The sequence below is a fragment of the Phormidium sp. FACHB-1136 genome (assembly GCF_014697375.1).
Classification (GTDB): Bacteria; Cyanobacteriota; Cyanobacteriia; order Phormidesmidales; family Phormidesmidaceae; genus Nodosilinea.
This window is the reverse complement of the sequence record NZ_JACJRS010000115.1, coordinates 1-16,228: the sequence shown is the minus strand read 5'-3', so window position 1 is coordinate 16,228 and position 16,228 is coordinate 1. Positions and strand designations below refer to the sequence as shown.

At 57.2% G+C, this 16,228-nt stretch carries 11 protein-coding genes and 1 pseudogene; 9 read left to right on the top strand and 3 right to left on the bottom strand.

The features are described from left to right. Positions 1–331: 331 nt before the first annotated feature. The gene (locus tag H6G62_RS22945; RefSeq protein WP_190499533.1) at positions 332–2,839 is read right to left on the bottom strand and encodes an endonuclease MutS2; all 2,508 of its coding nucleotides are present in this window, start codon (positions 2,837–2,839) and stop codon (positions 332–334) included. Between the two features lie 295 nt (positions 2,840–3,134). Between H6G62_RS22945 and H6G62_RS22940 the strand changes: the two genes are divergently transcribed. Next, a complete protein-coding gene (locus H6G62_RS22940) occupies positions 3,135–5,111 on the top strand; it encodes a serine/threonine-protein kinase (RefSeq protein WP_242052234.1) in 1,977 nt (658 codons plus the stop codon). 42 nt (positions 5,112–5,153) lie between these two features. On the opposite strand, the gene H6G62_RS22935 is transcribed toward H6G62_RS22940, so the two are convergent. Next, on the bottom strand, positions 5,154–6,053 hold the full coding sequence (locus H6G62_RS22935) for a hypothetical protein (RefSeq protein ID WP_190499531.1): 900 nt from the start codon (positions 6,051–6,053) through the stop codon (positions 5,154–5,156). Between the two features lie 59 nt (positions 6,054–6,112). Next, a complete protein-coding gene (locus H6G62_RS22930; protein WP_190499529.1) occupies positions 6,113–7,267 on the bottom strand; it encodes a nitronate monooxygenase family protein in 1,155 nt (384 codons plus the stop codon). Positions 7,268–7,726: 459 nt separating this feature from the next. On the opposite strand from H6G62_RS22930, the gene H6G62_RS22925 reads away from it, so the two are divergent. The 8 genes and pseudogenes from H6G62_RS22925 to H6G62_RS28065 form a co-directional block, all read left to right on the top strand. Then, positions 7,727–9,115 carry a hypothetical protein gene (locus H6G62_RS22925; protein ID WP_190499527.1) on the top strand — a complete coding sequence of 463 codons (1,389 nt, stop codon included), beginning with the start codon at positions 7,727–7,729 and terminating at the stop codon, positions 9,113–9,115. A gap of 246 nt (positions 9,116–9,361) precedes the next feature. After that, positions 9,362–10,207, top strand: coding sequence for a PEP-CTERM sorting domain-containing protein (locus tag H6G62_RS22920; protein ID WP_190499525.1), 846 nt, complete (start codon positions 9,362–9,364; stop codon positions 10,205–10,207). A gap of 315 nt (positions 10,208–10,522) precedes the next feature. Then, positions 10,523–13,129 (top strand): leucine--tRNA ligase, encoded by a 2,607-nt coding sequence (gene leuS / locus H6G62_RS22915; protein ID WP_347239412.1) that lies wholly within the window; start codon positions 10,523–10,525, stop codon positions 13,127–13,129. 103 nt (positions 13,130–13,232) lie between these two features. Next, a complete protein-coding gene (locus H6G62_RS22910; protein WP_190499521.1) occupies positions 13,233–13,595 on the top strand; it encodes a hypothetical protein in 363 nt (120 codons plus the stop codon). Between the two features lie 105 nt (positions 13,596–13,700). Beyond that, positions 13,701–14,285, top strand: a complete 585-nt coding sequence (locus tag H6G62_RS22905) for a Uma2 family endonuclease (protein ID WP_190499519.1) — start codon at positions 13,701–13,703, stop codon at positions 14,283–14,285. A 138-nt stretch (positions 14,286–14,423) separates the two neighbouring features. After that, positions 14,424–15,587 (top strand): pentapeptide repeat-containing protein, encoded by a 1,164-nt coding sequence (locus H6G62_RS22900; protein WP_190499517.1) that lies wholly within the window; start codon positions 14,424–14,426, stop codon positions 15,585–15,587. Positions 15,588–15,780: 193 nt separating this feature from the next. Then, complete coding sequence (yidD, locus tag H6G62_RS22895; RefSeq protein ID WP_190499515.1) at positions 15,781–16,026, top strand: membrane protein insertion efficiency factor YidD; 246 nt, start codon at positions 15,781–15,783, stop codon at positions 16,024–16,026. Between the two features lie 92 nt (positions 16,027–16,118). Then, positions 16,119–16,228 (top strand): annotated as a pseudogene (locus H6G62_RS28065) (IS630 family transposase); the annotation flags it as partial.

Below are 16,228 nucleotides of genomic sequence, written 5' to 3'. Positions count from 1 at the left end.
CTCGAAAAAAAATTCTGGACGACCCTAGATATGGGGGTTGAATGGGGGGCGCAAACGGTAGGGGTAGCGTCCTGAATGCCTTGTTTATCAAGGGTTAAGGGCTGCTTGGGCTGGGTTAAGGTCGCTCTGTAATCTGTGCTACGGATTTTTTAGAGTCAATGCCGATGGATTCCTCCAGACTGCCTAGATGCGGGTGGTTCGTTATCGACGGGGCTGGCTGAGGCGGCTGGACATACAGCACCCATGCTGTGGGCATCGCGGACTAGGCCAATAGAGCAATAAAAAGGGCCGAGGAGACCTCGGCCCTGCAGGTGGATTGGACAATAATCGGTTAGAGATAGACCACGGTGACGCCTGTACCGCCGTCGGATTGGTCGGCAGCTTCGAGGCGCTGGACTTGGGGATGGCGGTGGAGGTAGTCGTGGACGCCGCGCTTGAGTTTTCCGGTGCCGTGGCCGTGGATAACCCAGAGGGCACCGCTGGCGTGGGCGATGGCTTCTTCCAGGACGGCTTCGGCTTCGGCAACGCGCATACCCCGCAGGTCGATGGTGTTGCGGCTGGTGCGAACGGCGGGGGCGGGTGGACCAGCCTGGGCGGCGGGAACGGTGTCCTGGGGTTTGGGCTTGGCGGGCACTTCGGCCTTTTCGCCCTGGAGAGATTCGATATCCGCAAGGCTGACGGTGGTTTTCATCAGGCCAAAGCGGACGGTGAGTTTGTGGTCATCGTCGGGGGCGGTGAGGACTTCGGCGGTTTGGCCCAGGCTGGGAATACGGATGCGGTCGCCGACCTGGGGTTTGAATCCCGGCTTGGGTTGCGTGGGTTTGGGCAGGCGGGTGGGTAGCTGGGCCTGGGCGATGGCATCAATGGCTTCTGTGGCCCGTTGGGCATCTTGGGCGGTGGGGGTGCCCTGCTGGAGTTTGCGGATGACTTTGGCGATGTCGGCCTTGGCGGCGACGATGGCTTGCTGAATGGCGGTTTCTTGCTGGGCGCGAAGATCCCGTTCCCGTTCCCGCAGCATGTCGGCTTTGCGACGGACTTCGTTGTGTAGGGCTTCGGTTTGGGCGAGGAGGGCGGCGGCGGCCTGGGATTTTTCCTCCTGCTGTCGGCGCTGGGCCTCCAGTCCGGCAATCACTTGGTTCACGTCTTCTTGAACCCCAACGGCCATGTGGCTAGCAGCTTCTTCCACCACGGCGGAATTTAGTCCCAAGCGACGGGCGATGGAGAGGGCGTTGGATCGGCCCGGAATGCCCCACAGCAGGCGATAGGTGGGAGAGAGGCTGACATCATCGAATTCCACCGAGGCGTTTTCAAAGCGGGGGTCTTGGTATTTCAGGGCCTTGAGTTCGCCGTAGTGGGTGGTGGCCACGGTGAGGCGGGCGTGGTCGGCTAAATATTTCAGCAAGGCAATGGCGAGGGCGGTGCCTTCGGTGGGGTCGGTGCCTGCGCCCACTTCGTCTAGGAGGATGAGGGCGTTGGTGAGGGAGGGGGGAGTCGGGGGATGGTCTACGTTGGAATCGAAGGAATCGAGAACGTCCGGGGAATCTGGCGAGGGCAAAGACTCTGAATTTTGACCTTTGAGTTTTGAATTTTGAATTGTTGAACGATCCAGGGCATCCAAAATGCGGCCAATGCGTTTGATGTGGCCGGAGAAGGTGGAGAGGCTTTGTTCGATGGATTGTTCGTCGCCGATGTCTGCCAGGATTTGCTCGAACCAGGGCAGTTCGACGGGTTCGCGGGCGGGGACGAAGAGGCCGACTTTGGCCATCAGCACCGCTAGGCCCAGGGTTTTGAGGGTGACGGTTTTGCCGCCCGTGTTGGGGCCAGTGATGGCGATGACGCGCAGGTTGGGCTGCATTAGCAGGTCAATGGGTACCACGGCAGAACCCTGTTCGTGGCGCTGTTGCCAGACGAGGAGCGGGTGGCGCAGTTGGCGCAGGGTGGTGGGTTCACCGGGTTCGACAAAGCGGGGGGGATTGGCCTCTAGCCAGAGGGAATAGCGGGCGCGGGCGTAGGCCAAATCCAGCAGGGTGACGGTGGCGAGGAGGTGTTCGAGGTCGTCGTAGACTTCGGCCACCTGTTCCGAGAGCTGGCGCAGGACAACTTCGATTTCGGTGCGTTCTTGCCGCAAAAGCTGGCGCAGTTGGTTGCCCAGGTCAACGATGGCGTGGGGTTCTATATATAAGGTTGCGCCGCTAGCGGAGGCATCGTGGACTAGGCCGGGGATAGCGTCTTTTTGGGGGGCTTTGACGGGCAGCACAAAGCGATCCCCTCGCTGGGTAATCAGGGTTTCCTGTAATGCGCCAGACTGGCGCTGCATGATGCGCTGGAGCCGTTGCTGGATGTCGCTGCGGGTGGATTTGAGGCGGTCGCGAATGGCACTGAGTTTGCTGCTGGCGCGGTCGGTCACCTCGCCCCGGTCGTCGATGCAGTGGTGGATGTGCTGTTCCATTTCGGGATAGGTGCGAAGTTCGGCCACCATCTCCTGAAGGATGGGCAGGTCTTCCGAGGATTGGGCTTCAATGGCGCGACGTAGCTGACGGGCACCGTTGAGGGTGGTGGCGATGTCGAGCAGTTCTTCGCCGCTGAGCATTCCCTGGCGGTTGGCCCGTTCTAGGGGGGCGGTGATATCGCGAATGCCGCCAAAGCTGAGGCCCGTGGTGTGTTGATCCAGCCAGTAGACCTCGCGGGTTTGACTAAGTAGGGTTTCACTGTCGGCTTGGCTGGCCGGGATCGCTAGGCTTTGAGCCGCGAGGGCACCCAACTTGGTGGCGGCAAAGGTGGAGAGATGGTGACAAAGCCGAGGCCAGTCTAAAAGCTGAAGGGTTTCTTGTTGAATCAAGGCGGGGATGGCGTGATTAAGGGAATTAACATTAGCTCTGCATTTCTTAAAGTATAGGAAACTCCTGACTATCGGGGCGAAGATGGAAGGGTAGGGAGATTTGTGGTTCACCAACCAGACAGATTGGCGGAGAGATGCGTCTTTACCCAAAAGACTCCCCTACACTGAAGGCATAGCGTTTGGCGTCCCCTCAAATCGGTTTGTCGCTGTGATGATATGCTGCCTTAACCCAAATTGTCCTCAGCCCAACCATGCGACGTTAGCCCGGACTTGCCCTAGCTGTGGAAGCCCGTTAATGCCTAGACTGAGGGGACGGTATCGGCCTCTGAAGTTGATTGGTCGGGGCGGGTTTGGCCGTACCTATTTTGCGCTGGACACGGATCGGCTGAATCACCGCTGCGTCATTAAACAATTTGCCCCCCAAAAACAGGGCACGAAGTCGTTTCTGAAGGCGGTGCAACTCTTTGAGCAGGAGGCAGTACGGCTGAATGAGTTGGGGGAACATCCCCAAATTCCGAATCTGCTGGCCTACTTTGAACAGGATAAGTACCTCTATCTGGTGCAGCAAATGGTGGCGGGCCGTACGCTGTTTCAGGAAGTAGCCACCAAGGGGCCATACGGAGAGGAGGAGATCCGCAATCTCCTAGAAGATTTACTGCCTGTGCTGCACTTTATCCATCACCGAGGGGTAATCCATCGCGATATCACGCCCTCTAACATTATGCGACGTAAGGCGGACGGGGTACCGATTTTGATTGACTTCGGCGTGGCCAAGCAGTTTAGCGAAGCTGTGATGTATGAACCGGGTACTCGGATTGGCACCGAGGGCTATGCTCCGATGGAACAGTTACGCAGTGGCCAAGCCTACCCATCCAGCGATCTGTATAGCTTAGGCGTCACCTGTTTGTATTTGCTCACGGGGTGCAGACCTGAGGATTTGTACAATCCGCTAGAAGGGCGTTGGGTATGGCAAGAGCGACTTCAGCAGATGGGGCGCACCATCAACCCTGGGCTGGCAGACATTCTCAGCAGCATGACCAAAGATTTGGTGAGCGAACGCTACCAGAGCGCTCAGGATGTGATCAGTGATTTGCAACGTCTGCCCAAGTTATCTGGTGCGGTGCCCGGTTGGAGCGCCTCATCGGGGGCTGACAGCCTTTTTTCGGGCCTGCAACAGCGCCCCGTGAGCGGGCCAGGGGAAAGCGCGGGATTATCGTTGCCCATTACAGCCCTGCCCCCTCTGTCAGGATTGCCCCCAGCGAGGTCCACCCCGCCCGCTGCCCCACCCCATCCCGCTGCCCCGCCGCCCATTCCAGGGCCATCCTCACCGCCGCTTCCGCCCCAGTTCCGGTCTCCATCCCAACCACCGACTCCGGCTCCCGCTGGCCCTGGTTGGCACGAGGTCAAACGCTTTACCGAGCATCAATCCTGGGTGGTCACGGTGACCTTTAACCCGAAACTGCCCCTGATCGTTAGCGGTAGCCTAGACGATACGGTGAGAGTGTGGAACTGGCAAACGGGGCAGGCGCTTTACAGGTTGTCGGCCCATGACCGGGGGGTAAACTGCATTGCGGTGGGCAGCGGTGGACAGGTGCTCGCCAGTTGCAGCGATGACGCCACCATTAAGGTGTGGAACCTGAGTGATCGCACCCTGCTTCATCTTCTCAAGGGCCATCTGCGCGATGTCACCTCCGTAGCCATTGGCGTACAGGGGTTTCTCCTGGCCAGCGGTAGCGAAGATCGCACCATCCGGCTGTGGACATTAGATCGGGGAAATTTAGTCAAAACCTTAGTGGGATCGGCGGGGATGATCAAATCCGTGGCTTGGGCCATGGACGACAGCCTGCTGATCAGCGGTGGACTAGACAATACGGTGCGGATCTGGAACCCGCAAACAGCAGTCAACAGCCATACCCTCAGTGGTCATACCAACACCGTCAACCAAGTGGCCGTAAGCCCCGATAATCAATGGATCGCCAGCGCCAGCAAAGACCGTACGGTGAGGCTCTGGCACCTCCCTAGCGGTGATAAGGGGCCAATCCTCCAGGGCCATACCCAGGAGGTGAACACCGTCGCCTTTTTCCCAGACAACCAGCGGCTGGTGAGCGGCAGCAGCGATGGCACCCTGCGAATTTGGCGCATGGACGGCACCCTACAGCAAACCATCCATGCCCACACCAACCCGATTCACAGCGTGGCGGTGCATAGTGGCAAACGGATCGCCAGTGCCAGTTCCGACAAAACTATCAAACTTTGGCAGTGGTTTCGATGAGGACAAGCCAGAGGAACCCCAAGGTTTGATGAGATCCATGGTTCAACGCTGCGCCGTAGTGGGCAAGGCCAACTGCCCCGATGGGGTCAACCCCGTGACTGTGAGCGTGTATTCGATGAAACTGCCGCCATCGCCACTCCAGCCGAGGAGTTGACCATCGGGGCTGAGTTGGGGGCTGTTGCCGTAGGTGGTGGCGACAATATAGTACAGGCCGCTGCTGGGCAAAAGAATGCTGTCTAGGCGAGACTGCAAACCATTGAAATCGTCGTTGCTGGCCAATAGATAGCCCTGGCTATCAAATAAATAGAGTTGCGAATCGTCGTCGGTGTAGCGCAGTCCCGGCAAAATGCGGGTGACATTGAGATTCACCGTGACTCGATCCCCCTGTCCTCCGACAAAGGTAAACACTTCAACCCCAGCGCTGACGGCCCCGGCAATCACGCCCGACCCACGGGGCGTACCCACCAGCAAGGCCGGAGAAAGAGCGGGAATGTCCGTGGGCTGTGGTTCTGACAATCCGGCCCGACGGGCACCATTGATCTGTTGAGCCAGTTGGTCGGGGGTGAGGTCGGGGATGCCGAAGAACCGCAGCAGGGCACGATCTAGCTGGAGGGGTAGGCTGGGGGTGGGCACCGTTTCGAGGTACTGGGCTAGGTGGGCCTCACAACCGGGGATGCCCTGAATTTCCAGGCGTTCTTCCTCATAGCGCTGCAATGCGTGGCGAAAGTCCACCAAAGCCTGCCGATCCTGGGCCGACAGGCTGGGGGAGGCCATCATGGCACTGGCCCGATCCACAGCGGTGGCCCAATCGTTGAGACACACCGCCGTTTTCATCTGTCGTTGCAGGGTGGCGAGGGGCACGGTGGCTACAGCGGCAGATCCCCAGACGCCCCCCCAACTTAGCAACAGGGCCGACAGACTAAGCCAAACGTGCCGGGTCATAGACTCCTCCGTTTCCACCAGGGCCGTAAAGTGCCAGGGCTAGAAAACGCAACCTAGCCTCAGCAGTGGGCTACCTCTAGGGTACCCACTTTCCCTGATCCTGCTTCATCCCTAGCGCCCTGCACCAATTCCCTCATCACCTCAGCCACGGATACCAGGTGATCCCCTTGGCCGACGTGGCTACCGGAAAACACGAGGCCGTTCTCCACATCGCCCCGACAGGCCCGATCTAGGGCACGGAGGATGCAGTAGGTTTCCCGTTTGTCGCGGAATTTGCAGACATGCAAACAGTTGGCGAAGCACTGGTTTTTCGCTTCTGGCAGTTCCCCAGCGATGACCCGATCCACAAAGGGGGTGCGGAGGGCGCGTCCGGGCAGACCCACGGGGCTGGGCACCAGCACGACGTCTTCCGGGGAGGCCTTGAGGTGAAATTCCTTGTAACGGGGGTCGGCGTCGCATTCCTCGGTGGCAATGAACCGGGTGCCAATTTGTACACCGCTAGCGCCCAAGGCGAGGGCTTTTACCAGGGTTTCATGGCTGTAGATGCCCCCGGCAGCAATCACGGGAATTGGACTGTCGTAGGTGTCGGTTAGGTATTTCACCAGGGCCGGAATCACCGCTTCGGGGCTGATGGCGGGATCACCCAATTCCTCGGCCTTGGCCCCCAGGTGGCCCCCGGCAGATTGGGGATTTTCGACCACAAAGGCATCGGGTAGACGGTTAAAGTTGCGCTGCCACTTTTTGCACACGACCTGGGCGGCCCGCACGCTGGAGATAATTGGCACCAGGGCCACATCGGGGCGATGGGCGGTGAGACCGGGCAGACCCAGGGGCAGTCCGGCTCCGGAGATAATCAGGTTGGCCCCATGGTCGGCGGCGGTGGGGGCGAGGGTTTCGTAATCCCGTGCAGCCACCATAATGTTGACGCCGATCACCCCGTTGGGGCTGAGGGCACGGGCCTTTTTGAGTTCGTCAATGAGGGCCAGACGATTAGCCTCAAAAAACTGTTCTTGGCGCTTTTTCGGGCTTTTCTCGTCAATATCAAAGTAGGGAGAGTTCATTCCTAGCCCCACCGCCGAAATAATGCCAATTCCACCAGCATTGGCCACCGCCGCTGCCAGATTGGCACCGGAAATACGAATCCCCATACCGCCTTGAATGATGGGGTAGGGCACAGTATGGATACCGAGGGTGAGCGGGGGTAGAGCAGTCATAGACAATCGCAACCTCACAAGACCGATAGGAACGTTGGGAACGGGAGACAGAAGGCTAGAAAAAAGGGCACAAATCAATGTGCCCTGCGTAACCACGGAATGGGACTGACCGGAGGAGGGAGTATGCACATCTCCAAAGTCAATCAACTTTGTATAACTATTAAGCGATAAATTGATAAAAAGCAAGCCCCTGATCCCATGAACTACTGCTTATACGCATCTTGACTTCCTCGGTTGCAGTCTGGGAGATCCCCCTAAATCCCCCTTAGAAAGGGGGACTTTGAATCCGATTCCCCCCTTTTTAAGGGGGGTTAGGGGGGATCAACCTCGGTACGAGGCAAGATAGAGGCTCATGTATAAGCGGCGAGATCCCATGGGGAAGTTACGTTTTTGGTAACCGTCCCGAATTGGGCGAAAATTTTGCGTAGGTTAGGGTCATAGAGCAGGGAGACCCCGACCATGAAATACCCACTCAGTCTTTGGTTAACCCTTGGTACCGTGACCGCCACCTTGGCCCTGTCGGCGGCCAGTTTGCAAGCCATTGAACCGGGTGTGCCCCTGCCCGAAACGCCCCCCGCCGAGGCCGCGCCTCCGTCCACCAGTCCCTCTAATCCGACGATTCCTCCAATGCCCCGACCACCGATGGATCCCTACGGCCAAGTGATTGAGCGCACCAAGGCGATGGTGTCTGATCCCGTGGCCCAACGGCTGGCGGCGGCCCTAGATCTCAACATTCTTAACATCACCTGGGAGGATACGGGCCGCTTCTACGGCTCGGCGGTTGGCCCCAACATCAGCGATATGACCATTCAGGTGCAGCACCGGGATCCGCGCACTGGCGAGTATCAGCTTCACCTCATGCCCGTCATTCGCCATCCCAACTTTTCCGATGTCACCGCCGACATCCCCCTAGAAAATTTCTTTGTGCGGGTGGGCAACGAGGACGGCCAAGCCCTGCGACGGGTGGCTCTCTCCGAAGTGCTCGGCAACCTGCGCGACTACCTGCACGAGCCGGATTCCTGGGAAGGGCGGCTGAATTCCCTGCTGGCCCAGCGGGATAGCCATGTGTTGGTCAGTGCCCAGGCGGCGTTTCTGCCCATTCCCCAAGAGGGCAGCGCCACCTTTAACCCGGTGCTGTTCAACTACCAGTCCTACCCCGGCGATCCGGCGGTGCTCACCATCTTGGCCACACGGGAGGGCACCAGCATCACCGTCATCGACAACCAGCGGGACACCGTGGATGCAGGGCCAGTGTGGGGGCAGCGCTTGTTCTTCAACCGCAACGGCGAACGGGCCAGTTTTACGGGCCAGCGATTGACCGACTTTGCAGCCCAGGCCCAAGCCTCCGGTCAGCGCGACCCCGACCTGGAGGCGGGCGGCGAAGGAATGAACCTGGTGCTGCTGATTCAGGTCCCCCTCAAGCAACGGGAACCGATGAATCAATTTGGTGGTGGCGGTATCATGAACAGCCTCTCCATGGCGGCACCCCCTGCTCCCAGTATGGAATCCAGCCGTGGTAGCAGCGATGTGGAGGCAGCGGTGATTGGCCATGGCCCTGTGGAAGGCCCCTTCACCGAAATTGACGGCCTGCCCATCGAGCGCGATCCGGATTACCCGATTCGGGTGACGGTGCAGTTCTACAAAGCCACCAGCAACGGCGTGGTTTCCGATGCCGACATGGCCGAAATTCGTGAACAGATTGATCGCGTTTACGCCGAAGCCGACTATGTGGGTAGCCTGGTGGTGGATGGCCCCAGCGACCGCCCCACAGAACACGATGGCCCCCACCAAGAACCCTCCGACTGGTGGCGACGTTTCTGGGAATACCAACGCCGCTGGTTACGTTAGGAGCGTGCCGCTCAAGACAGGACGCTAGAGCCTTTGTCGTCCCTTGTCCGTAGCAGCTAGGCAGCTAAGGTGGCTATACTTTTGCCCACGGTATGAGATGGACCGGAAAGCACTACGGAGACAATTCTCCGTGCTTACTCCTGGGCACGATGGAATCGAGGCAATTGCTTCCGTAGAAGCTCCGATTGTTTTTCCAGGTGTCTACCCCAAAATGAGGCAACATAGCCGCAGCACGGAGCTTTTTCTATGGATCTTAACCGAGCCTATAGCTTAGGGGCCTTGGTCAGTATTACCACCCTTGCTAGCTTGACTCAACCGGCCCAAGCCATTTCTTTTATCCTGGGCAACGAAGGTGCCACCCAGGCTTCCATGAAAGGTATCGCTGGATTTAATGGCGAAACCAACCAAGGAGCCTACTCTATTTACGCTTGGGATGAGGGCTTTAATACGGTGAATTTCAACAATGGTAGTTTTACCGTTGTTGATTCCAATAATCAAACCGTGGCCAACCCAGGCATTCAGTATTCCTACGTTGGTACTAATACGAATAACGCTAGGATTATCAAAGATCAATGGGCTCCCACCTTTTCATCTCCACGGGATAACACATCTTCCTATTTGACAGCCTTTAAAGGGACAAACGTACAAATTGATTTGGAGGCTACCCATAACTACTTTGGCATCAACTGGGGCTCAGCCCATGATGGCAATGAATTTTCCTTCTATAACGGTGATTCACTGATTCAGCGCTTTGTCTACTACAACGACAACCGCACTTTTGCAGCATCTGAAAAAACAACCAACGTAGCCTCAGCTCTCAAGACCTATGGAACCATCGGGAATGGAAATGAGTACAATGCCTACTTTAACTTTTTCGCAGATTCCAGTTCTGACCTATTCAATAGAATCGTAATCTCCCAAATGGGTGGTGGCGGGTTCGAGACCGACAATCACACCTTTAAGGCAGGTACTACGGGATTCAACGAACCCGAGTCAGTACCTGAACCGGGTATGGTTTTGAGCCTCCTGGTAGTAGGGGGTGCCTTAGTAGCGAAGCGGCAATGGAAGCCTGGAGAACAAGCGAACCGTTAGGTTTCAGTAGGTTCTGCCTCGGTGCGCCGTTTCCCCCAATAACCCATGGAAAGCCGGGTTTCTGCACAAGAAATCCGGCTTTTTGATGGCCATCTAAAGTGATCTAGAGGGTTGGCTCCGCTCCCTGAAGCATTGCTGGACTGGGTAGGAAGCGGTCGGCCTGAATCGCCAGTTCCAACTTATGGGGTATGGCCTGCGAGTATGGAGCTTGGTGGGGCTAACTTCGGGAGAGCACCTCCTTCTGCTGACATCCTCGCTACCACTCCTAGTTATTATGGGGAGAACCGCACCAGAGCAGCAGTAGGAGTTAGGGACGTGGAGTCCAGATATACCCCCGGCGAGATTGAGCAGAAGTGGCAGCAGGTTTGGGCCGAGCAGCGGCTAGATCAGGCGTCAGACGATGCCAGCAAGCCCAAGTTCTATGCCCTGTCGATGTTTCCCTATCCGTCGGGCAATCTGCACATGGGCCACGTGCGCAACTACACCATCACCGACGTGGTGGCGCGGGTGCGGCGAATGCAGGGCTATCGGGTGCTGCACCCCATGGGCTGGGATGCCTTTGGCCTGCCTGCGGAAAATGCGGCAATTGATCGGGGCATTCATCCAGCCCAGTGGACGTACCAAAATATTGACCAAATGCGGGCGCAGCTCCAGGAATTGGGCCTCTCCTACGACTGGGAGCGGGAGGTAGCTACCTGTGCGCCGGATTACTACCGCTGGACGCAGTGGATTTTCATCCAGATGCTCCAGATGGGTCTCGCCTACCAAAAAGAGGCGGCGGTGAACTGGGATCCCATTGACCAAACGGTGCTGGCCAACGAGCAGGTGGATAGCGAAGGTCGCTCCTGGCGTTCCGGTGCTTTGGTGGAGAAAAAGCTGCTGCGCCAGTGGTTCCTCAAAATTACCGACTACGCCGAAGAACTGCTGCAAGACCTGGATAAACTCCCCGGCTGGCCGGAGCGGGTGCGGACGATGCAGGCCAACTGGATTGGCAAATCCACCGGGGCGCGGGTCGTGTTCACCACCGAGGGCGGCGACGAACTGCCCGTCTTCACCACCCGACCCGATACCCTGTGGGGGGCCACCTTTATGGTGCTGTCGCCAGAGCATCCCCTGGTGGAAAAGCTGACCGCACCGGATCGGGTCGCCACAGTGGAGGACTACCGCAAGGAAGCCGCCGCCAAGAGCGAGATCGACCGCACCGCCGAAGACCGCGAAAAAACCGGGGTGTGGACTGGCAGCTATGCCGTGAACCCCGTCAACAGCGCGAAAATTCCCATCTGGATTGCCGACTATGTGCTGATGGGCTACGGCACCGGGGCGATTATGGCCGTGCCCGCCCACGACCAGCGCGACTTTGCCTTTGCCCGCAAGTTTGCCCTGCCCGTAAAGGTGGTCGTCCAACCGGAAGGGGAAACCCTGGATGGCGACACCCTCACCGAAGCATGGCCCGGAGACGGGGTAATGGTGAACTCTGGCCCCTTGGATGGCACCCCCGCCGGAAAAGGCGAAGGCCAAAGCGTGGCGGCGGCGATTGCGTGGCTGGAGGCCAACGGCAAGGGTAACGGCGAAGCCAACTATCGCCTACGAGACTGGCTGATTTCTCGCCAGCGCTACTGGGGCGTGCCGATTCCGGTAGTGCATTGCCCCTCCTGCGGCATTGTGCCCGTGCCCGATGATCAACTGCCCGTCACTCTGCCGGAGGATGTGGAGTTTTCTGGTCGGGGTGCTTCGCCCCTGGCCCAGCTAGAGCACTGGGTGAACGTGCCCTGCCCCTCCTGTGGAGAACCCGCCAAGCGCGAAACCGACACCATGGACACCTTCATCGACTCGTCCTGGTACTTTTTGCGCTACACCGATGCCCAAAACACCGATCAAGCCTTCGACGCCGACAAGGTCAATGGCTGGATGCCCGTGGATCAGTACGTAGGCGGCATTGAACACGCCATTCTGCACCTGCTCTATTCGCGATTTTTGACCAAAGTACTGCGTGATCGCGGCCTGCTGAACTTCGATGAACCCTTCCAGCGGTTGCTGACCCAGGGCATGGTGCAAAACCTCACCTACAAAAACCCCAAAACCGGGAAGTACGTCCCTAGCGACCAAGTGGCCGACCCTGCCAACCCCGTCGATCCGTCCACGGGTGATGCACTGGAGGTCTTCTACGAGAAGATGTCCAAATCCAAGTACAACGGTGTGGATCCCAAAGCCGTCCTCGCCAAGTATGGGGCCGATACGGCGCGGATGTTCATCCTGTTCAAAGCGCCCCCAGAGAAGGATCTGGAGTGGGACGATGCCGACGTGGAAGGGCAATACCGCTTCCTCAACCGCGTTTGGCGACTGGTGACGGAATATATTGCCGCTCATCCAGATTCCCCCGTACGGGCGCACAGCAGTGCGCCCCAACCTGCGCCCCAAGGGGATCTCTCTAAGGATGAGAAAACCCTGCGTCGCGCCATCCACAGCGCCATTAAGGACATCACGGAAGACATCGATGGCGACTACCAGTTTAATACCGCCGTTTCCGAGCTGATGAAGCTCAACAATGCCCTCAGCGATGCCCCCTGCAAAGACTCCCCCGTCTATGCCGAGGGTGTACGTGCCCTGGTGCTGCTGTTAGCTCCCTTTGCCCCCCACATCGCCGATGAACTGTGGCATCAGTTGGGCCATGCGGATTCCGTCCACCTCGCCCCCTGGCCCAGCTTCGACCCGGCGGCCCTGGTATCGGACGAAATTACCCTGGTGATTCAGGTGATGGGCAAAACTCGCGGCACCCTAGAAGTTCCGGCGGATTCTGACAAAGCGGCGCTGGAACAGTACGCCCGTGAGTCGGAAATTGCCCAGCGTTATCTGGAAGGCAAGGAGATCAAAAAGGTGATCGTCGTACCTGGAAAGCTAGTGAACTTTGTGGTGGCGGGCTAACCAAAACCCAGATTGCCATGACACAATCAGCAACGTTCCTGGACAATTGCGGCTAACCTGGGCAAGCTAGAGCTACGGAGTTTTTAGCCCCCAGGAGAGAGCCATGATGAGCCAGCGTCCTCCCAGCAAAATTCATCCTAAGGTGAGCACCCTGCCCCGCCAGCGCACCGAGGCCGCCCACTACCTCGACCTGTACAAGCTGACGGTGGAGAAAAAGCGCATCCAGCAGGAGCTAGAAAACCTAGAGCAACGGCGGGCACGGCTCTACTCTCGCCTTGCGGAAATTGACCAAGAAGCGGATCGCCTAAACGGCCTAGCAGGAACAATTCGGATCCAGGATAGCCAACGCTTTGGCGTAAATAGCGCTAATCCAGCCGCCACCGCGACACCCAGCAGCAACGTCTTTGTTCCCGAACGGCCCAGCAGCACCCAGGGCGACTTTAACACCGTGCTGCTGGAATATTAGGTCATCAGCGCAACTTCAGGGGCGTTATTGTCTAACCACTGTTGCCCCTAGTCGCAGAGGTTTAATACCCGTGAACGACATCATCCTGCATCCAGGCATTGGGCCATGATTACCCTTGCTGTTCCTCCCAGCATCTCAATTTCTGACGAGCAATTTACCGAAATCTGTCAACACAACCGCGATCTACGGTTCGAGCGCACGGCCCAAGGAGATGTGATCATCATGGCACCGACCGGGGGCGAAACGGGCCGAGCCAACGTTGAGATCGCCGCCGACCTTGTGCTGTGGAATCGCCGCGCCCAACTCGGCGTCGTGTTCGACTCCTCCACCGGATTTAAGTTGCCGGACGGTAGCACCCGCTCCCCCGATGTGGCCTGGGTGCGTTTAGAACGATGGCAAGCGCTGAGTCCGGATCAACGGCGGCGATTTTTACCCCTTTGTCCCGATTTTGTGGTCGAATTGAAATCGCCATCGGACGATCTTGCCGATCTGCAAACCAAAATGCAGGTTTATTTAGATAACGGCGTGCAACTGGGTTGGCTAATCAACCCTGATCTGCAACTGGTAGAAATCTATCGGGCCAATTGCCCCGTTGAGGTGCTGCACCAGCCTCAATCGCTATCGGACGAGGAACGTCTGCCTGGATTTTGCCTCAACGTGTCGGAGATTTTTGGGGATTCCAGTCCTTAGAGCACCCAGATCACTCTTACCGCCCAGTCAACCAAGATTGAGAAGAAGCGCGAGTATGCGTTTGCTCTGGAGGTTAAACGGGATGATTGCCCCAGATCAACCAGAGTTATGATGGACTCAAAGCGTCAACCTCTGGCCATGGTGGAGATAACCTCGGTGCGTGAAGAGAGTCCTAAGTTATCGGCCAAGGAGAGGCTATGTCTAATCAAAACCATCAACGCACTGCCGCCTACTCAGTTTGATGAGCTAGTCTTTGCTCTCAATCCACCCAAGGGAGTTATATCCCCCAACAACTCACCCCAGGGGCAGCGGAGCAAAGAGTTGCTGGATTGGCTGGAAGGCTCCAGTGGCCCTGGCCTCACCGCAGCCGATGAGGTGCTACAGGTTCTTATACCCCACGTTACCAAGACAGCGCCTCAGCCTCTAGCCTTCGTCATCAGCGGTAAGATCAGCCCCTCAACTGCCACCGAACTCCAGGCATTTGTCGAGCTACTTAGGAAAAAGACTGGGGACAATTCCATCGACATCGCATTTTTCGAGGAGGGAAGCATCAAAGTCATTTTGAACGGCTTACCAGAAGGGCTAGCCCAGCTACAGGAGATGGTTGAATCTGGGGAGATAGAGCAACTAGGCGTCTTTCCAGTTACAGCCGTAACCGCAGTTGATAGCAACAGCCAAGATGCTCGTAAGGCTCGCCTCATTCAGGTATTGAGGCTCCGGGGACAGTTGTTAACCCTGAAAGCTGCTGATTCAATTAGAGATCTTGCCCGCTATTTCGATCTCGCCCGCCGCCTTGCTCACTACATCGCCCACTACCTTGATATGAACGGTAATGATCGAAGTCATATTATCTCCCTTACCAAGCTTCTTGCTAATTATATTGATAGAGCCATCCAGCTAGACTACATCCCTGTTCTCTCTACTCAACAATCTGCACATCTATCCCAGCAATCTCTTGTTATGGATCTTGCTGAAGGCAACCTCAGCGCTGGCTTTTATCACACCATCACCAATGACCTCGATAGATTCCGTAACAATATCCTTTACATGGCTCGTGACATCAGCAGTTACGCCTCCAATCTTGATATGGAAAAAGCTGACCTTCGCGGAGCCAATCTCACAGATATCAATTTGACAGGATTTGATTTAACAGGGGCAGACCTTACCTACACTGACGTAACAAGAACCATTTTTGGAGGCAATCCAGGACTCACAGAAGCCGATAAGCGAGACTTACAGCGTCGGGGAGCTATTATTCAAGACCCTCCGAGTTCAGACGTTCCCGTGATGGCACATCGCTAGCCAGGTCACCCCGGATTTTGCCTCAACGTATCGAAGCTTTTAAGGATCCCAATCTTTAGAGAATCCAAATCATCCTCACCACCCACTCAACGGCGCGATTCTAACCAACCAAGAGATCTCAAGAGTTTTGAACAGCCCTCAACTCTGGAAAATCCTGAGCTTTGATTAAGAGACAGGCCGCTACAATAGAGCCATGAAAGCTGTTTTATTGCTGCTCATTCAAGGCTATCGGCGGTTCATTTCGCCACTGTTTCCGCCCACCTGTCGGTTCACGCCTACCTGTTCGCAGTATGCCTTTACAGCCATTGAACGCTTTGGGCCACTGAAGGGAACCTGGCTGGCGGTGCGGCGCATCACCCGCTGCCATCCCTTTCATCCCGGTGGCTACGATCCGGTGCCGTCGGTTGAGACATGTCACCATCATACATCAGACTCATAGATCAAGAGTACTACATCTCGGTTTTAGATTCTATTGCAGCCCGGAGACTGATTAGGACAGAATAGGGATGTTGTTTCCGCCCCTGAACCCCGATGCCTGCCCCCTACAGTGTGGATTTAAGAGTAAAGGCCGTTGCCGCAGTTGACCGAGGTGAGCGCAAGAGCCACGTCGCTCGTGTCTTGCAGATCAGTCGCAATACGTT